At 68.4% G+C, this 15,419-nt stretch carries 17 protein-coding genes; 5 read left to right on the forward strand and 12 right to left on the reverse strand.

Annotation, left to right across the window (positions count from 1 at the left end):
- Positions 1–88: 88 nt before the first annotated feature.
- From SOM18_RS14380 to coxB, 11 genes are all read right to left on the reverse strand, one after another.
- Positions 89–964, reverse strand: a complete 876-nt coding sequence (locus tag SOM18_RS14380; protein ID WP_056017567.1) for a class I SAM-dependent methyltransferase — start codon at positions 962–964, stop codon at positions 89–91.
- A complete protein-coding gene (thrC, locus tag SOM18_RS14385; RefSeq protein WP_031441781.1) occupies positions 961–2,361 on the reverse strand; it encodes a threonine synthase in 1,401 nt (466 codons plus the stop codon). The genes SOM18_RS14380 and thrC overlap by 4 nt, the downstream gene beginning before the upstream one ends.
- A gap of 11 nt (positions 2,362–2,372) precedes the next feature.
- Positions 2,373–3,005, reverse strand: coding sequence for an SURF1 family cytochrome oxidase biogenesis protein (locus SOM18_RS14390; RefSeq protein ID WP_031441782.1), 633 nt, complete (start codon positions 3,003–3,005; stop codon positions 2,373–2,375).
- Positions 3,002–3,385, reverse strand: coding sequence for a DUF983 domain-containing protein (locus SOM18_RS14395; protein WP_031441783.1), 384 nt, complete (start codon positions 3,383–3,385; stop codon positions 3,002–3,004). The genes SOM18_RS14390 and SOM18_RS14395 overlap by 4 nt, the downstream gene beginning before the upstream one ends.
- Positions 3,386–3,626: 241 nt before the next feature.
- Positions 3,627–4,553 carry a cytochrome c oxidase subunit 3 gene (locus SOM18_RS14400; protein ID WP_320481859.1) on the reverse strand — a complete coding sequence of 309 codons (927 nt, stop codon included), beginning with the start codon at positions 4,551–4,553 and terminating at the stop codon, positions 3,627–3,629.
- A 29-nt stretch (positions 4,554–4,582) separates the two neighbouring features.
- A complete protein-coding gene (locus SOM18_RS14405; RefSeq protein WP_031441785.1) occupies positions 4,583–5,122 on the reverse strand; it encodes a cytochrome c oxidase assembly protein in 540 nt (179 codons plus the stop codon).
- Complete coding sequence (locus tag SOM18_RS14410; protein WP_166746380.1) at positions 5,122–5,265, reverse strand: hypothetical protein; 144 nt, start codon at positions 5,263–5,265, stop codon at positions 5,122–5,124. Before SOM18_RS14410 ends, SOM18_RS14405 begins: the two co-directional genes overlap by 1 nt.
- Positions 5,262–6,161 (reverse strand): heme o synthase, encoded by a 900-nt coding sequence (locus SOM18_RS14415; protein ID WP_166746379.1) that lies wholly within the window; start codon positions 6,159–6,161, stop codon positions 5,262–5,264. The genes SOM18_RS14410 and SOM18_RS14415 overlap by 4 nt, the downstream gene beginning before the upstream one ends.
- Positions 6,162–6,252: 91 nt before the next feature.
- Positions 6,253–6,894: a L,D-transpeptidase family protein gene (locus SOM18_RS14420; RefSeq protein ID WP_320481860.1), complete on the reverse strand. Its 642-nt coding sequence runs from the start codon at positions 6,892–6,894 to the stop codon at positions 6,253–6,255.
- Positions 6,895–7,164: 270 nt separating this feature from the next.
- The gene (ctaD, locus tag SOM18_RS14425; RefSeq protein ID WP_031393246.1) at positions 7,165–8,829 is read right to left on the reverse strand and encodes a cytochrome c oxidase subunit I; all 1,665 of its coding nucleotides are present in this window, start codon (positions 8,827–8,829) and stop codon (positions 7,165–7,167) included.
- Position 8,830: 1 nt separating this feature from the next.
- Positions 8,831–10,018 carry a cytochrome c oxidase subunit II gene (gene coxB / locus SOM18_RS14430; protein WP_414712126.1) on the reverse strand — a complete coding sequence of 396 codons (1,188 nt, stop codon included), beginning with the start codon at positions 10,016–10,018 and terminating at the stop codon, positions 8,831–8,833.
- A 281-nt stretch (positions 10,019–10,299) separates the two neighbouring features.
- On the opposite strand from coxB, the gene pyrE reads away from it, so the two are divergent.
- The 5 genes from pyrE (at position 10,300) to SOM18_RS14455 (ending at position 14,240) form a co-directional block, all read left to right on the forward strand.
- A complete protein-coding gene (gene pyrE, locus SOM18_RS14435) occupies positions 10,300–10,884 on the forward strand; it encodes an orotate phosphoribosyltransferase (protein WP_037530688.1) in 585 nt (194 codons plus the stop codon).
- The gene (locus SOM18_RS14440) at positions 10,881–11,621 is read left to right on the forward strand and encodes a pyridoxine 5'-phosphate synthase (RefSeq protein WP_031439335.1); all 741 of its coding nucleotides are present in this window, start codon (positions 10,881–10,883) and stop codon (positions 11,619–11,621) included. Before pyrE ends, SOM18_RS14440 begins: the two co-directional genes overlap by 4 nt.
- Before the next feature lie 135 nt (positions 11,622–11,756).
- Entirely contained in the window at positions 11,757–12,179 is a 423-nt protein-coding gene (acpS, locus tag SOM18_RS14445) for a holo-ACP synthase (protein ID WP_031439336.1), read from the forward strand.
- On the forward strand, positions 12,176–13,171 hold the full coding sequence (lepB, locus tag SOM18_RS14450; protein WP_031439337.1) for a signal peptidase I: 996 nt from the start codon (positions 12,176–12,178) through the stop codon (positions 13,169–13,171). Before acpS ends, lepB begins: the two co-directional genes overlap by 4 nt.
- A 1-nt stretch (position 13,172) precedes the next feature.
- Positions 13,173–14,240, forward strand: a complete 1,068-nt coding sequence (locus SOM18_RS14455) for an AI-2E family transporter (RefSeq protein ID WP_031439338.1) — start codon at positions 13,173–13,175, stop codon at positions 14,238–14,240.
- On the opposite strand, the gene SOM18_RS14460 is transcribed toward SOM18_RS14455, so the two are convergent.
- A complete protein-coding gene (locus tag SOM18_RS14460) occupies positions 14,185–15,366 on the reverse strand; it encodes a glycosyltransferase (RefSeq protein ID WP_320481861.1) in 1,182 nt (393 codons plus the stop codon). The genes SOM18_RS14455 and SOM18_RS14460 overlap by 56 nt on opposite strands.
- Positions 15,367–15,419: the final 53 nt, after the last annotated feature.

Genomic DNA, 15,419 nt, shown 5'->3' on the forward strand with positions numbered 1-15,419 from the left:
CTCAGCACGAACGGTTTGGGTTGGGGCGGGCTTGTGCTTCGACTTCGCTCAGCACGAACGGATCCAGGAGGAACGCGCGGGTCCCGCGTCAGTCGCGGGACCAGCGGGCCCAGATGGCGGTGGGGAGGGTGAGGCCGCGGGTTTCCTCGCGGACGCCGAGTTCGCCCGCTTCGACCTTGCCGGGCAGGTCGGCGAAGACCTGGTTGAGCAGTTCGCCGATCGCGAGCGCGGACATGCGGACCGCGTAGACGGTCAGGAACAGGAAGCGCGAATTCTCGTCGAGCAGCTTGCGGCAGTCGGCGATGAGGCGGGGGAGATCCTCCTCGAGCCGCCAGACCTCGCCCTCGGGACCGCGGCCATATTTCGGCGGGTCGAGCAGGATGCCGTCATAGCGGCGGCCGCGACGAACCTCGCGCGCGACGAACTTGGCGGCGTCGTCGGTCATCCAGCGGATCGGCGCGTCGGCCATGCCCGACAGCCGCGCATTGGCCTTGGCCGCCTCGACCGATTTCTTCGACGCATCGACATGGACCATGCGGACGCCCTTGGTCGCCATCGCGAGCGTGCCGACGCCGGTATAGCCGAACAGGTTCATGCATTCCGGACTGTCGAGCCCGGCGACGCGCTCACGCATCCAGCTCCACACCGGCGCCATGTCGGGGAAGAAGCCGAGATGGCGGAAGGGGGTGGTCTGCGCGGTGTAGGACACCTCGTTCCATTTGAGCGTCCAGCCTTCGCGGGGCACGGGTTCCGAGAATTCCCAGCGGCCGCCGCCATCCTCGTCCGAGCCGGGGACGAACTCGCCCTGCGCCTTCCAGTCGGTCGAGGCGGGGGCCCACATCGCCTGCGGTTCGGGGCGGATGAAGCGGAAGCGGCCATAGCGTTCGAGCTTCTTGCCGTGCCCCGAATCGATCAGGCCGTAATCGGCCCAGGGTTCGCCGATGAGGGTGTCGAGCGTCTTCATGCCGACGGCTTTGCGCGGTCAGCGATGTATGCGGTGATCGCGTCGAAGGTCGCAGGCAGCGTGACGTAGCCCTCCTCGCGCTGGAACAGGTCGCCGACACGCGCGGGGAGCGACGGCCGGACGCCGGTCGCGCGCTCGACCGCGTCGCGGAACTTGGCGGGATGCGCGGTGGCGAGCGTGACGACGGGGGTGCCGGGCGGCACCTCGGTACGCAGCCCGGCGGCGAGGCCGATCGCGGTGTGCGGGTCGATCACCTGGCCGGCATGCTCATGCGCCCAGCGCATCGCGAGCGTCATGTCGTCGAGATCGACGCGGTCGCTCTGGAACAGCGCCGCCGCCCCCTGCGACTGCGCGTTGGTGAGCCGCATCGCGCCAGACGATTCGAAGCCTGCCATCTGTGCGGCGAGCGCCGAGCCGTCGCGGCCGCCGAGGTCGAACAGCAGGCGTTCGAAGTTCGAGCTGACCTGGATGTCCATCGACGGGGTCGGGGTCTGTTCGACGCCGGTCTTCGAATAGTCGCCGCTGCTGAGCGCGCGGTGGAGGATGTCGTTGACGTTGGTGGCGACGATCAGCCGCGCGACGGGAAGGCCCATGCGGGCGGCGACATAGCCCGCGAAGACGTCGCCGAAATTGCCCGTGGGCACGGAGAAGGCGACCGCGCGGTCGGGCGCGCCGAGGCGGACCGCGGCGTAGAAGAAGTACACGACCTGCGCCATCAGCCGGGCCCAGTTGATCGAGTTCACCGCCGACAGCGCGAACCGGTCGGAGAAGCCGGGGTCGTTGAACATCGCCTTCACGAGCGCCTGCGCGTCGTCAAAGCTGCCTTCGATCGCGATGTTGTAGACATTGGGGCTGAGCACCGTCGTCATCTGGCGGCGCTGCACGTCCGAGATGCGGCCGGCGGGGTGGAGCATGAAGATGTCGATGCCCTCGCGCCCCGCCACCGCGTCGATCGCGGCCGAGCCGGTGTCGCCGCTGGTCGCGCCGACGATCGTCAGGCGCTTGGTGGTGCCCGCGAGAAAGCGTTCGAAGAAGAGGCCGAGCAGCTGGAGCGCGACGTCCTTGAACGCGAGCGTCGGGCCGTGGAAGAGTTCGAGCAGCCACTGGTCATGGTCGAGCTGGACCAGCGGGACGACCGCGGCGTGCGAGAAGCGGCCATAGGCCTGGTCGCAGAGCGCCTTCAGCTCGTCGCGGGTCATCGCGTCGCCGACGAACGGCGCCATGACGGCGACCGCGGTGTCGACATAGGAGAGGCCGGCGAGCGCGGCGATCTCGTCGCGGGTCATCGTCGGCCATGTCTCGGGGAGGTAGAGGCCGCCATCGGATGCGAGACCGGCGAGCGTCGCCGCTTCGAAATCGAGGACGGGGGCCGAGCCGCGGGTGCTGATGTAACGCATGGCCAAGCCGGTTAGCGGGACGCAGCTTTCGACACAACCTTGCCGCGCCTGCCCAGTGCCAGGACATAAATGATCGCGGCGATGGCGGCGAAGAAGAACCACTGGCCGGCATAGGCGAGATGGTTGTTCGGGACCGCGTCGAGGTCGGGCTTGCCGTTGGGGGCGAGACCGGCGGGCGGCGTGTCGGCGACGAGCATCAGCCGCGCCGGGGTCGGGTCGAACAGCGAACCGATCAGCGAGCGGCCGTCGGGGGCGTGGGTGATATAGCCCGAGACCGCGCCGCCGGACCATTGGGGTTTGAGCTTCGGATCGCGCGTCGTGCCGAGCTGGACGATCATGCCGGGGCCCTCGGCGCCGGTGCGGCAGTCGGCGATGACGCGAAAGCCCGCCTTGCCCGCGCCGGCGAGGCGGATCGCGGTCGGCTCGAGGCAGACGCCCGTCGCGCGGCGGAACAGAAGCGTCTCGTCGGGGAGGCTCGGGAACGCCATCGGCGGACGCGCGGGGTTGGCGGCGAGCTGCGCGAGGAACGCCTCCTTTTTCGGGAGGCGGTCGAGCAATTGCCACAGGCCGAGCGCGATCATCGCCGCGACCGCGACCGCGACGAGCAGCGTCGGGAGGACGGGGAAACGTCGGGTGGTCGTCACGGCTGGCTGCGACCCTCGCGCGCGGCGTTGCGATATTCGGCGGACATGAGCGCACCCTTGGCGGCGCGGAGCGACAGGATGACGCCCGCGGCGGTGAACGGGATCCAGACCAGCATGTGCACCCAGAGCGGCGGGTGCAGCGTCAGCTCGAGCGTGATCGCGAGCGCGACGACGATCGCGCCGAGGATCAGCGTCAGGAACGCGGCGGGGCCGTCACCGACGTTGAACTTGCTGAAATCGAGGCCGCAATTGGAGCAGCGGTCGGCGAATTCGGCCCATCTGGCGAAGAGGGTGGGCTTGCCGCAGCGCGGGCACAGGCCCTTGAGCGCGACCTGGGCGATCGGGGGGGCTGAGGCGAGGGGGTAGGGGTCGGGGGTCATGCGCGGTCGCCTTGCCCGGTATGTCTCGCCGCGAGGGTTGGGAGCCAGGCTGGGCTCCCGCCTTCGCGGGAGAACAGGGTGAGAAGGGCGCGCGGTTCGCCAGATGCCACCTCCCCGGCGGAGGCCGGGGCCCAGTTGGGGGGCGTTGCTGACTGAGGGCAGCGCTTCGTTACCGCGGCCTTGCCAACTGGGCCCCGGCCTTCGCCGGGGTGGTAGGCAGGGAGGGGGTGGGCGTGAACGCTCAACCGCTGTGGACGGGGGCGCCCCAGCCGCCCCAGACATAGACGGTGACGAACAGGAACAGCCAGACGACGTCGACGAAATGCCAGTACCAGGCCGCGGCCTCGAAGCCGAAATGCTGGCGGGGGGTGAAGTCGCCCTTATAGGCGCGGACGAGGCAGACGATCAGGAAGATCGTGCCGATGAGGACGTGGAAGCCGTGGAACCCGGTCGCCATGAAGAACGCCGCGCCATAGTTGATCCCCTTGAACGGGAACGGCGCGTGCATGTACTCATAGGCCTGGATCGCGCTGAACAGCGCGCCGAGGATGACGGTCAGCCAGAGGCCCTTGAGCACGCCGTCGCGGTTGCCGACGCCGATCATGCCCCACAGCCCGGTCTTCTCGCCACCGCGCTGGTTGTGGATCAGCGCGTGGTGCGCCCAGGTGACGGTGGTGCCGGACGTCAGCAGGATCAGCGTGTTGAGCAGCGGAAGCTCGAACGGGTTGATGACGGTGAGGCCCTTGGGCGGCCACTGTGCGGCGACCGCAGCCGCACCTTCGGCGGCGCGTTCGACCTGGCCGTCGACGATGCTCATCGCGGTCGGGAAGAGCGAGAAGTCGAAGAACGCCCAGAACCAGCCGACGAAGAACATGACTTCGGAGGCGATGAACAGGATCATGCCATAGCGGAAGTGCAGCTGGACGACGGGGGTGTGATCGCCCGCGCGTGCCTCTGCAATGACCTGCGCCCACCAGCTGTAGAAGGTGAAGAGCAGCCCGGCGAGACCGATGAAGAAGATCCAGCCGCCGCCATTGGGCTTGTCGACATGGCCGCCATGCATCCACATGACGCCGCCGACCGCCATCACGAGTGCGGACATCGACCCGACCAGCGGCCAGACGCTGGGCGGCAGGATGTGATAATCGTGGTTCTTGGCGCCGGCCATGGTACTCCCCTATGTTCTTTACGACTGTCCTAGCTTGCGTTTTTCGCGGAATCCACCGGGTAAAACGTGTAGCTGAGCGTGATCGTCTGGATATCCGCCGCGTCGGGATCCTTCAGGATCTTCGGATCGACGAAGAAGATCACCGGCATCCGCGCGGTCTCGCCGGGTTTCAGCGTCTGCTCGGTGAAGCAGAAGCACTGGATCTTGGTGAAATATTTGCCGGCCTGCGCGGGCGTTACGTTGAACGTCGCGGTCCCGGTGATCGGCCGGTCCGAGGTGTTGGTCGCGGTGAAGAACGCCATGTCGCGCGCGCCGACCGCGATCGTGTCCGACGGGTTTTCGGGCGCGAACTTCCACGGCAGCTTCGGGTTCACATTGGCGTCGAAATCGACGCGAATCTGGCGATCGGTCCCGCCCGGCGCGACGAGCCCGCGCTGCGTCGTGCCGTTGAGGCCGGTGACCTGGCAGAACAGGCGGTAGAGCGGCACGCTGGCAAAGGCGAGCCCGGTCATGAAGCAGATGCCGAGCACCGCGAGCAGGGCGGTTCGCGTGGTGCGCTCGACCCGCATCAGTGCGGCATCCCCGCCTGGATCTTGGCGATCGAGATGGCGAAGACGAGGATGACGAACGCGCCGAGCAGCAGCGCCATCACCTTGGCCCGGCCCATCTGGCGGCGGCGGATCAGGTCTTCGCGGGTCTTGTCGTCATTCATGCCAGCCACCTATCGACGACGAGCGCGCCGAACATCGCAAAGAGATACAGGATCGAATATTTGAACAGCCGCCGCTCGGGCTTCATCGCGTCGTCGGTGCCGGTCGTGCGCGTCGCGACGACCACCACGAGCCAGGCGAAGATCCCCGTCAGGACAGTCGCGACGACGCCGTAGAAATTGCCGACCAGGCCGAGCGGCCAGGGGAGCACCGCGGCGAGCGCCATCGGGATGGTGTAGAGGCCGATCTGGGTCCGGGTGACGCGTTCGCCCGCGACGACGGGGAGCATCGGCACGCCCGCATTGGCGTAATCGGTCTTCACGAACAGCGCGAGCGCCCAGAAATGCGGCGGCGTCCACAGGAAGACGAGCCCGAACAGCAGCAGCGGGAGCAGTGCGACGTCACCGGTCGCCGCCGCCCAGCCGATCAGCGGCGGGAAGGCGCCCGCCGCACCACCGATGACGATGTTCTGCGGCGTGCGGCGCTTGAGCCAGACGGTGTAGACGAGGACGTAGAACAGGATCGAGACGGTCAGGATCGCGGCTGCGGCGAGGTTGACCGCGAGCCCCATCAGCAGGACTGAGAAGCTGGCGAGCCCGACGCCGAAATGCAGCGCGGCCTGACGGTCCATCCGGCCGGCGGGAAGCGGGCGCTTCTGTGTGCGGCGCATGACCGCGTCGATATCGGATTCATACCATTGGTTGAGCGCCCCCGCCGCACCCGCGCCGAGCGCGATGCACAGGATCGCGGTGAAGCCGATCACGGGATGGATGCCGACGGGCGCGGCGAGCATGCCGCACAGCCCGGTGAACACGACGAGCGTCATCACCCGGGGTTTGGTCAGCGCCAGAAAGTCGCGCCATTCGGCGGGGGGAAGCAGGGGCGTCGCAGTGGTCATGGTTGCGCAGGCCTATACGCGACCCTGCCGTTCGGGGAAAGCGATGGTTCTGCTGGGGAAATCGAAACCCGGGTATGGTGGGGGGCGCCGATCAGGCGGCGGTGATCGGCTGGCCGAGGTCGAGTCGCTCGCCATCGGTGACGATCACCCGGTCGCCGAGCTTTACCGCGTCGAAGATCCGCTTCGCGAACGCCCTAGGCACGCCGATACAGCCATGCGTGGCATAGCCGTCGCCGACATCGCTGCCATGGATCGAGATGCCGTCATTGGTCAGCCGCAGCATGTACGGCATCGGCGCATTGTAGAGGTTGGAGACGTGGTCGGCGTCCTTCTGCGTGATCGGGAAGACGCCCAAGGGGGTCGGCTTGTCGTCCGCGCCGTAGATGATGACCGCGGTGCCGATCTCATAGCCCGCGCGGAAGACCGAGACGGTCTGCGCGGCGAGGTCGACGGTGACGATGACGGGGCCCTGGGGCGCGCCGGTCTCATCCCAGTAATGGTCGCCCTGCCGCATGGGGCCGGGGATCTGGAGGATGCGCTTGACGGTGTAGGCGGCGGGATCCGGGGCGGCCGGTTTCGGCGCGGGGGCCGCGGGGCGGGCCTTCGGCGCGGTGCGGGGTGCGGCGGGGGCCTGGGTCGCCGTCACGGGGCGGGCGCCGGTGAGTGCGATCGCGGTGCCGCCGGCGAGGGTCAGGCCGAGAATCGAGACGGCGAGGTGCTGGAGCGTCGGCATGCGCCGTGTTTGGGGACCCGCGCGGGGTTTGGCTAGCGGGGGATTTCGGGGCGTGCCGGGGTGGGACGGATTTTGGGCTGGCGTCGAGCTGTTGGGCTCTGGGTCCTGACGTTCGTCAGGATGACGGATTAGGGGCGGCGGATATGAAAAACGCCCCGGGTTGCCCCGAGGCGTCTTCTGGCTGGCCCCGACACGGGAGCAAGTCCCGTGTCGTCGGACGCGGCGTTGCCGCGCCGGCCGGGCGGGGGCCTGATGGCCCTTGATCCGCCCTCAGTCGATCTTCGGGAGCGTCTCGAACTGGTGATAGGGCGGGGGCGAGGAGATCGTCCATTCGAGCGTCGTGGCGCCTTCGCCCCAGGGATTGTCCGCCGCCTTCTTGCCCGCGATCAGCGACCAGATCAGGTTGACGAAGAAGATCGCCATGCCTGCGGCCATGATCATGTAGCCGACCGTCGCAACATAGTTCCAGTGCGCGTAGGCGTCGGGATAGTCCGGGTAACGGCGCGGCATGCCCTGGAGGCCCAGGAAGTGCATCGGGAAGAACATGACGTTCACGCCGATGAAGAACACCCAGAAGTGGAGCTGGCCGAGGAACTCGTTGTACATCTTGCCCGACATCTTCGGGAACCAGTAGTAGAAGCCCGCGAACAGCGAGAACACCGCGCCGAGGCTGAGCACGTAGTGGAAATGCGCCACCACGTAATAGGTGTCCTGCATGTAATCGTCGATGCCGCCGTTGGCGAGCACGACGCCGGTCACGCCGCCGACGGTGAACATGAAGATGAAGCCGATCGACCAGACCATCGGCGTCTTGAAGCTCATCGAGCCGCCCCACATCGTCGCGATCCACGAGAAGATCTTGATGCCGGTGGGGACCGCGATGACCATCGTCGCGGCGGTGAAGTACATCTTGGTGTTCACCGACAGGCCGGTGGTGAACATGTGGTGCGCCCAGACGACGAAGCCGACCACGCCGATCGCGACCATGGCATAGGCCATGCCGAGATAGCCGAAGACGGGTTTGCGGCTGAACGTCGAGATGATCTGGCTGACGATGCCGAAGCCCGGCAGGATCATGATGTAGACTTCGGGATGGCCGAAGAACCAGAACAGATGCTGGTAGAGGACGGGATCGCCGCCGCCGGCCGGATCGAAGAAGGTCGTGCCGAAGTTGCGATCGGTCAGCAGCATCGTGATCGCGGCCGCGAGGACCGGGAGCGCGAGCAGCAGCAGGAACGCGGTGACGAGCATCGACCACACGAACAGCGGCATCTTGTGCAGCGTCATGCCCGGCGCGCGCATGTTGAAGATGGTGGTGATGAAGTTGATCGCGCCGAGGATCGACGAGGCGCCCGCGAGATGGAGCGCTAGGATCGCCATGTCGGTCGACGGCCCGGGCTCGCCATAGGTCGAGAGCGGGGCGTAGAGCGTCCAGCCGTTACCTGCGCCACCGAAGAAGGGCGAGGCGAGCAGCAGCGTGAAGGCGGGGATCAGCAGCCAGAACGACACGTTGTTCATGCGCGGGAACGCCATGTCGGGCGCGCCGATCATGATCGGCACGAACCAGTTGCCGAACCCGCCGACCATCGCCGGCATGACCATGAAGAACACCATGATCAGGCCGTGCGCGGTGATCAGCACGTTCCAGAGGTGGAGCGATTCGTCGAGGCTGGCGCTGCCGCCGTGGAGCATGCCGGCCCAGCCCTGAAGATACTGGATACCGGGCTCGGCGAGCTCGGCGCGCATGAGGCCCGAGACCGAGCCGCCGATGATCCCCGCGACGATCGCGAAGATCAGGTAGAGCGTGCCGATGTCCTTGTGGTTGGTCGACATGAACCAACGCGCGAAGAAACCTGGCTTGTGATCGGCATCGTGATGATGCGCGTGCGCATCATGGGCGACGAATGCCGACGGGTTGAGAGCGGTGTCGGTCATCTTAGAGTCCCGCGTTGCCGGCGCCGGCCGGGTTGGAGGTGGCGCCCTGCGTGGTGGCGGGCGCTGCGGTGGTCACGTTTTCGACCGGGCCGGTGGCGTTGGCGGTCTCCGCCGCCTCCTCGACCTTGGCCGCGGAGCCGTCGGCGCCGGGCTGCGGAATGACCTTGTCGGAGGCCTGGCCCGGGGTCGGCATCGAGCCGCCCTTGGCCCGGACCCACGCCGCGAACTGCGCGGGCGAGACGGCCTGGACCGCGATCGGCATGAACGCGTGACGCGCACCGCAGAGCTCGGAGCACTGGCCGAAATAGAGGCCGGGCTTGTCGATCGTGAAGCTCGTCTCGTTCAGGCGGCCGGGGATCGCGTCGAGCTTGATCCAGAAGGCGGGGACCGCCCAGCTGTGGATCACGTCGTTCGCGGTCGTGATGAGGCGGATCGGCACCCCGACCGGCAGGACGATGCGGTTGTCGGTCGCGAGCAGGCGCGGACCGTCGGCATCGGTGCGTGCGCGTTCGCCCGCGCCGACGTCCTTGGCCTCCTTCAGCATGTTCGCGGTGACTTCGAAGCCGCCATTATCCGGATACTGGTAGGTCCAGTACCACTGGTTGCCGATCGCCTTGATCGTCACCGCGCCCGCGGGCGCCGGCTTGAACTGGGCGGAGAGCAGGCCGATCGACGGGACCGCGATCAGCACGAGGATGATCACCGGGGCGAGCGTCCAGATGATCTCGATCACGGTGTTGTGGCTGGTCTTCGACGGCACCGGGTTGGCGGCGCGGCGATAGCGGAAGACCACCCAGAAGAGCAAAGCGAGCACCAGCAGCGAAACCGCGGTGATCGTCGGCATCAGGATCGCATTGTGCATCCAGTGCGCGAAGACGCCGTTCTTGGTGACCTGTGGCTGGAGGCCGACGGTGCCGGGGGTGGGCTGGCCCACGCCGGGGGTCGGGGCCATCGCATAGCCGCCATCCTCGGCGAGCGCGGGGCTGGAGGGATTCGCGGTCGCCGGGGCGGCAGCGCTGGTGGGTGCGGTGTTCGACACGCCGGCCGGGCCGGCCGCGGCCTGTGGTGCAGCGCCCGCGGCGCCGGTCTCAGGCGCGGTCGCGGCGGCCTGCGAAGCCGGTGCAGCCTGCCCGGCGACGCCGCCAAGACTCGCCAGTGCGAGCCCCGCTGCGATCGCCAATCCTCTCATCCCCAGTATGCGCATCGTTTTTCTTGACCCCGGTTTGGTGCGAACCCGTATCACGGACGCGCGGATGTCTGCTTATCATTTTGACATTCGGCTATAGGCGGCGGCGGGGCGAGCCTCAACCCCGGTGCGGGCTTTGTTGAATTTGTTGCACGGGCCGGCAAATTTTTCGGGGCGTATGGCGGCCGGGGCGGTGGCGGTGGCGGGGGCGGTGGCGGTTGTCATTGCGTGGACTTTGCCGCGATCGTACAGCGCGACAGATTTCATTGGAGCGATGACCCGCGATGACCGAAGACGACGTGCTCGCCGAATTCCGCGCTGCCGAGGCGCTGCTCGAGGGGCATTTCATCCTGTCCTCGGGCCTGCGCAGCTCGCGCTATCTGCAATGCGCGCGCGTGCTGATGGACCCCAGGCGTGGCGCGCGGCTGGCGGAGGCGCTGGTCGCGCGGATCCCGGAGGACCTGCGCGGATCGATCAGCGCGGTGGTGTCGCCGGCGATGGGCGGGGTGATCTGCGGTCATGAGATGGCGCGCGCGCTGGGCGTCGAGGCGATGTTCCTCGAGCGGCCCGACGGCGTGTTCGAGCTGCGCCGCGGCTTCCGGCTGGCGCCGGGGCAGCGCGTGCTGATGATGGAGGACGTGGTGACCACCGGGCTGTCGTCGAAGGAAGCGATCGCGGCGATCGGGCGCGCAGGCGGCGAGACGGTCGCGGCGGCGGCGCTGGTCGACCGGTCGAACGGCGCGGCGGATCTGGGCGTGCCGTTCTTCCCGCTGATCCGGCTCGACGTGCCGACCTATGCCGCGGATGCGCTGCCCCCGGAACTCGCGGCGATCCCGGCGATCAAGCCCGGCAGCAGGGCGGCGGCATGAGCCCCCCCGGCACCGCGCATCTGCGCCTCGGCGTCAACATCGATCACGTCGCGACGGTGCGGAATGCGCGCGGGGCGGGCTATCCCGATCCGGTCCGCGCGGCGCTGGTCGCGGCGGCGGCGGGGGCGGACGGGATCACCGCGCATCTGCGTGAGGATCGCCGGCACATCACCGACGACGACATCGCGCGGCTGTCGACCGAGCTTGCGATCCCGCTCAACCTGGAGATGGCGGCGACCGACGAGATGCTCGGCATCGCGCTGCGCCACCGGCCGCATGCGGCGTGCATCGTGCCCGAAAAGCGCGAGGAGCTGACCACCGAGGGCGGGCTCGACGTCGCGGGGCATTATGACCGGATGGAACGGCTGGTCGACGCGCTGGCCGGGGCGGGGATCCGCGTGTCGCTGTTCATCGAGCCCGACGCGCGGCAGATCGAGGCGGCGGTGCGGCTGAAGGTGCCGGTCGTCGAGCTGCACACGGGGCGTTATGTCGAGCTGTCGGGCGATGCGCGCAGCGTCGAGCTACGGCGGCTCGAGGATGCGGCGGCGCTGGCGGCGAAGAACGGCATCGAGGTGCATGCCGGGCACGGCCTCACCTATGACAATGTCGCGCCGATCGCGGCGATCCGGCAGGTGCGCGAGCTGAACATCGGGCATTTCCTGGTGGGCGAGGCGTTGTTCGTCGGGCTTGGCGAGGCGGTGCGGCGGATGCGCGAGGCTATGGATGCGGCGCGGTAGCGTGCAGATGGGGTTCACGCGAAGGCGCGAAGGCGCGAAGAGTCTGAAGACCGCCCCGGGCTCGCGTCTCCCGCTCGCTTCGCGCCTTCGCGCCTTCGCGAGAACATATCTTGTCTTCCGACTCCAGGCGTCGCGATGATCATCGGGTTGGGGTCGGACCTGTGCAATATCGAGCGGATCAAGGCGTCGGTCGAGCGGTTCGGCGAGCGGTTCGAGCAGCGGGTGTTTACCGAGGTGGAGCTGGCCAAGGCGGCGCGGCGGCCGTTCACCAAGGCGGGGACGCTCGCCAAGCGGTTCGCGGCGAAAGAGGCGTTTTCGAAGGCGGTCGGCACCGGGTTTCGCGCAGGCGTGTTCATGAAGGACATCGGCGTCGTCAACGCCGCGAGCGGTGCGCCGACGCTGGCCCTGACCGGCGGGGCCAAGGCGAGGCTTGACGCGTTGACCCCCGAAGGCCACGCCGCACGCGTGCACCTGACCATGACGGACGATCATCCCTGGGCGCAGGCCTTTGTGATAATCGAAGCTATACCCCTGTTATCCGCGGATAAAGATCGATGAAGGAAGCGGCGTTGGACGGCAAAGAGTCGCTCGAGAATCCGGCAGCATCGCGGGTCGGCGCCACACCCGTCCCGCCCCCGGGCAACGACGGTTCCCCTCCCACCACGAAGACGGCACCCGCGCGCCGCGGGACCGACTGGTGGGGCGAGGTGAAGGGCATATTCTGGCTGGTGCTGGTGGTGCTCGGCTTCCACAGCTTCATCGCCAAGCCCTTCTACATCCCGAGCGAATCGATGCTGCCGGGGCTGCGGATCGGCGACCGGCTGGTCGTCACGAAGTTCGCCTATGGCTGGTCGTTCGTGTCGCCGACGATCCCGAACCCGGTCGCGATCTTCAAGAGCGTCGTGCTCCGCCAGCAGGAAGACAGCTGGAGCGTGCAGATCCCCTTCATCAAGGGGCGGCTGTTCGGATCGCTGCCGACGCGCGGCGACGTGGTGATCGTGACGCCGCCGGGAACACAGAACGATTATATCAAGCGCGTGATCGGCCTGCCGGGCGACCGGCTGGAAGTGCGCGGCGGGACGGTGATCCTGAACGGCGTGCCGGTGAAGCGCGGCCCCGTCCACGACACGCTGATCCCGGTCGACACCAACAGCCCGTGCAGCGAGGACGAATATCCCGGCGCGCGCGAGACGCGGGCCGACGGCGCGATGATCTGTCGCCTGCCGACGATCACCGAGACGCTGCCCAATGGCCGGCGGTTCGACACGATCGAGATGGGCTGGAGCCCGGGCGACGATTACGGGCCGATCACGATCCCGGCGGCTCATGTCTTCCTGATGGGCGACAATCGCGACCGGTCCGCGGACAGCCGCTTTGCGCTGACGCAGCTCGGCCTTGGCGGGCCGGTGCCGTACGAGAATCTGGGCGGGCGCGCGGAGTTCATCACCTTCAGCCTCGACGGCGATGCGACCTACAACCCGCTGACCTGGTGGGGATCGCTCCGGTCGGATCGCGCGGGCACGTCGCTCCACCCTGCAACGGCGAACTGAGATGGCCGACGATAGCGGCGCGACCAAGCGCGTCGACGAGGCCAGCCCGGTCGAGATGCGCGACCCGGCCCTGCGTAAGGAAATCCGGCGCGCGACGATCTGGCTGGGGCTCGCCTGCCTGATCGCGCTGGCGATCGTGCTGGTCCAGCCGTTGCTGCTGATCTTCGCCGCGGTGGTGTTCGCGTCGCTGCTCGACGGCGGCGTCCGGTTGCTCGGGCGCGTGCTGCCGATCAGCCGCGGATGGCGGCTGCTGATCGTCGTGGTGCTGGTGCTGGTGTTCATGATCGGCACGTTCGTGCTGACCGGGGTGCAGGTGACCGAACAGGTGACGCAGTTGCGCTCGACGCTCGAGCTGCAGGCGAACCGGTTTACGGGCTATTTGGCGTCGCAGGGGCTGATGCCGGGCGTGTCGGACGTGAGCGGGATCGCCAAGCAGGCGCTGGGGTCGGTCGGGCGTGTGACATCCTGGGTCGGCACCGCGATCGGCGCGCTGACCAGCCTGTTCATGATCCTCGTGCTCGGGCTGTTCATCGCGATGGACCCGGGCACCTATGCGCGCGGCGTCCAGTGGATGGTGCCGACCGACCTGCGCGACGAATTCGCCCGGACGATGGTAACGATGGGCGAGACGATGCGGCGGCTGCTCGCCGGGCGGTTGCTCGGCATGGCGGTCGAGGGCGTCGCGACGGGGATCGCGCTGGCGATCGGCGGCGTGCCGATGGCGATGCTGCTCGGGATCATCGCAGGCATCCTCGCCTTCATCCCCAATATCGGTGCGATCGTCACCGGCGTGCTGATGGTCGCGGTCGGCTTCAGCGCGGGCGTCGACACCGGATATTGGGCGATCGGCACCTATTTCGTGGTGCAGACGATCGACGGCTATGTGATCGTGCCGATGGTCGCCAAGCGCACCGTCGACCTGCCGCCCGCGCTGACGCTGGGCGCGCAGATCCTCGCGAGCGCGCTGTTCGGGATCCTTGGCCTCGCGCTTGCCGATCCGATGACCGCGATGCTCAAGACCGCGCTCGAGCGTCGGTCGGACCGCGAGGACGAGAAGGCCGCGGACTGACGAGCGTGTCGAACAGCGCGAGATAGCGCTGCGCCGAGTCGCTGCCGGGTTGCGGGACAGGTGCGGGCCGCGAAATGCCGGGTGTGAGCCAGGCGTCGAGTGCGGCGACGAGTGCGGGGCCGTCGTCGCGCGCGACGATCGTGCCGCGTGCGGGGGTGTCGATGATCTCGACAATCGCGCGGCTCGAATCGGTCGCGACGACGGGCGTGCCGACCGACAGCGCCTCGCGCAGAACCCCCGGCACGCCTTCGAAATCGGAGGTCAGCGCGACGACCTGTGCGCGGGCCATTGCCGGGAGCGGATCGGCGACATGGCCGGGCAGATGGACGCGGGCGGCGAGGCCTAGTGCGGTCGCCTGCGCCGCGAGTGTGCCGCGGCAATTGCCCTCGCCGAGGATGACGAGCGCGATGTCGCGATCGCCGAGTGCTGCGACCGCGGCGAGCAGCCGGTCCCAGCGCTTCTGCGGTTCGAGCCGGCCGACGCCGAGGATGAACCGCGACGGCAGCACGGGGAGCGTCGCGCCCGGCGCGGCGAGTGCCGGCGGGTTGGGGATGACGCTGACCCGCCCCGGCATGCGCGTCGCAGCGGCGGCCTGGACCGCGGTGGCGGGGGTCATCGCGACGAGATGATCGAGGAACCGGCCGTGACGCGCGAGCCAGACGCGGTGCGCGGCGTGGAGCAGGCGGCCATGGTCGCCGCGGTCGGGCGCGTTCGACATCTTGCCGACGATCGGCGGACAGGCGCTGCCGAGCATGAGCCGGATCAAGGCGGCGATGCCGGTATAATGATTGCCGGGGCAGAAGATGATGTCGGGGGCCATGCGGCGGACGAGGCCGGGCAGCGTGCGCGCGGAGCCGGCGACGATTGTGAGCCCGGCGGGAAGCTCGGCGGCGAGCGGGCCGGTCGGGTCGCCGATCACCAGCGTGACGCGCCGCCCCGCGGCGAGCCAGCCGCGCGCGAGCCGCAACTGCGCGCGCTCGACGCCGCCGCCGGACAGGTTTTCCGCATAGGTGAGGATGTGGTGCGCGCCGGACATCGCGCACAGATGGCGCGGCCGGGGCGCGATGGCGAGAGGGTAAGCGGCGGCGAACCGCGCGGGTTCGGGGACGGATGACTCGATCTTCACGTGCAAGCCGGCGGCGGGGCGGCTATTGGCGCGGCGTGATGGCATGCCCGGAA

Origin of the sequence: Sphingomonas sp. CFBP9019, assembly GCF_034045155.1 — a bacterium.
Lineage (GTDB): Bacteria > Pseudomonadota > Alphaproteobacteria > Sphingomonadales > Sphingomonadaceae > Sphingomonas > Sphingomonas aerolata.

What these genes read in the sequence shown, in the direction of transcription:
- SOM18_RS14380 (WP_056017567.1), bottom strand. Translation starts at nt 964, where the DNA reads ATGAAGACGCTCGACACCCTCATCGGCGAACCCTGGGCCGATTACGGC.
- thrC (WP_031441781.1), bottom strand. Translation starts at nt 2,361, where the DNA reads ATGCGTTACATCAGCACCCGCGGCTCGGCCCCCGTCCTCGATTTCGAA.
- SOM18_RS14395 (WP_031441783.1), bottom strand. Translation starts at nt 3,385, where the DNA reads ATGACCCCCGACCCCTACCCCCTCGCCTCAGCCCCCCCGATCGCCCAG.
- SOM18_RS14400 (WP_320481859.1), bottom strand. Translation starts at nt 4,553, where the DNA reads ATGGCCGGCGCCAAGAACCACGATTATCACATCCTGCCGCCCAGCGTC.
- SOM18_RS14405 (WP_031441785.1), bottom strand. Translation starts at nt 5,122, where the DNA reads ATGCGGGTCGAGCGCACCACGCGAACCGCCCTGCTCGCGGTGCTCGGC.
- SOM18_RS14410 (WP_166746380.1), bottom strand. Translation starts at nt 5,265, where the DNA reads ATGAATGACGACAAGACCCGCGAAGACCTGATCCGCCGCCGCCAGATG.
- SOM18_RS14415 (WP_166746379.1), bottom strand. Translation starts at nt 6,161, where the DNA reads ATGACCACTGCGACGCCCCTGCTTCCCCCCGCCGAATGGCGCGACTTT.
- SOM18_RS14420 (WP_320481860.1), bottom strand. Translation starts at nt 6,894, where the DNA reads ATGCCGACGCTCCAGCACCTCGCCGTCTCGATTCTCGGCCTGACCCTC.
- ctaD (WP_031393246.1), bottom strand. Translation starts at nt 8,829, where the DNA reads ATGACCGACACCGCTCTCAACCCGTCGGCATTCGTCGCCCATGATGCG.
- coxB (WP_414712126.1), bottom strand. Translation starts at nt 10,018, where the DNA reads ATGAGAGGATTGGCGATCGCAGCGGGGCTCGCACTGGCGAGTCTTGGC.
- pyrE (WP_037530688.1), top strand. Translation starts at nt 10,300, where the DNA reads ATGACCGAAGACGACGTGCTCGCCGAATTCCGCGCTGCCGAGGCGCTG.
- SOM18_RS14440 (WP_031439335.1), top strand. Translation starts at nt 10,881, where the DNA reads ATGAGCCCCCCCGGCACCGCGCATCTGCGCCTCGGCGTCAACATCGAT.
- acpS (WP_031439336.1), top strand. Translation starts at nt 11,757, where the DNA reads ATGATCATCGGGTTGGGGTCGGACCTGTGCAATATCGAGCGGATCAAG.
- lepB (WP_031439337.1), top strand. Translation starts at nt 12,176, where the DNA reads ATGAAGGAAGCGGCGTTGGACGGCAAAGAGTCGCTCGAGAATCCGGCA.
- SOM18_RS14455 (WP_031439338.1), top strand. Translation starts at nt 13,173, where the DNA reads ATGGCCGACGATAGCGGCGCGACCAAGCGCGTCGACGAGGCCAGCCCG.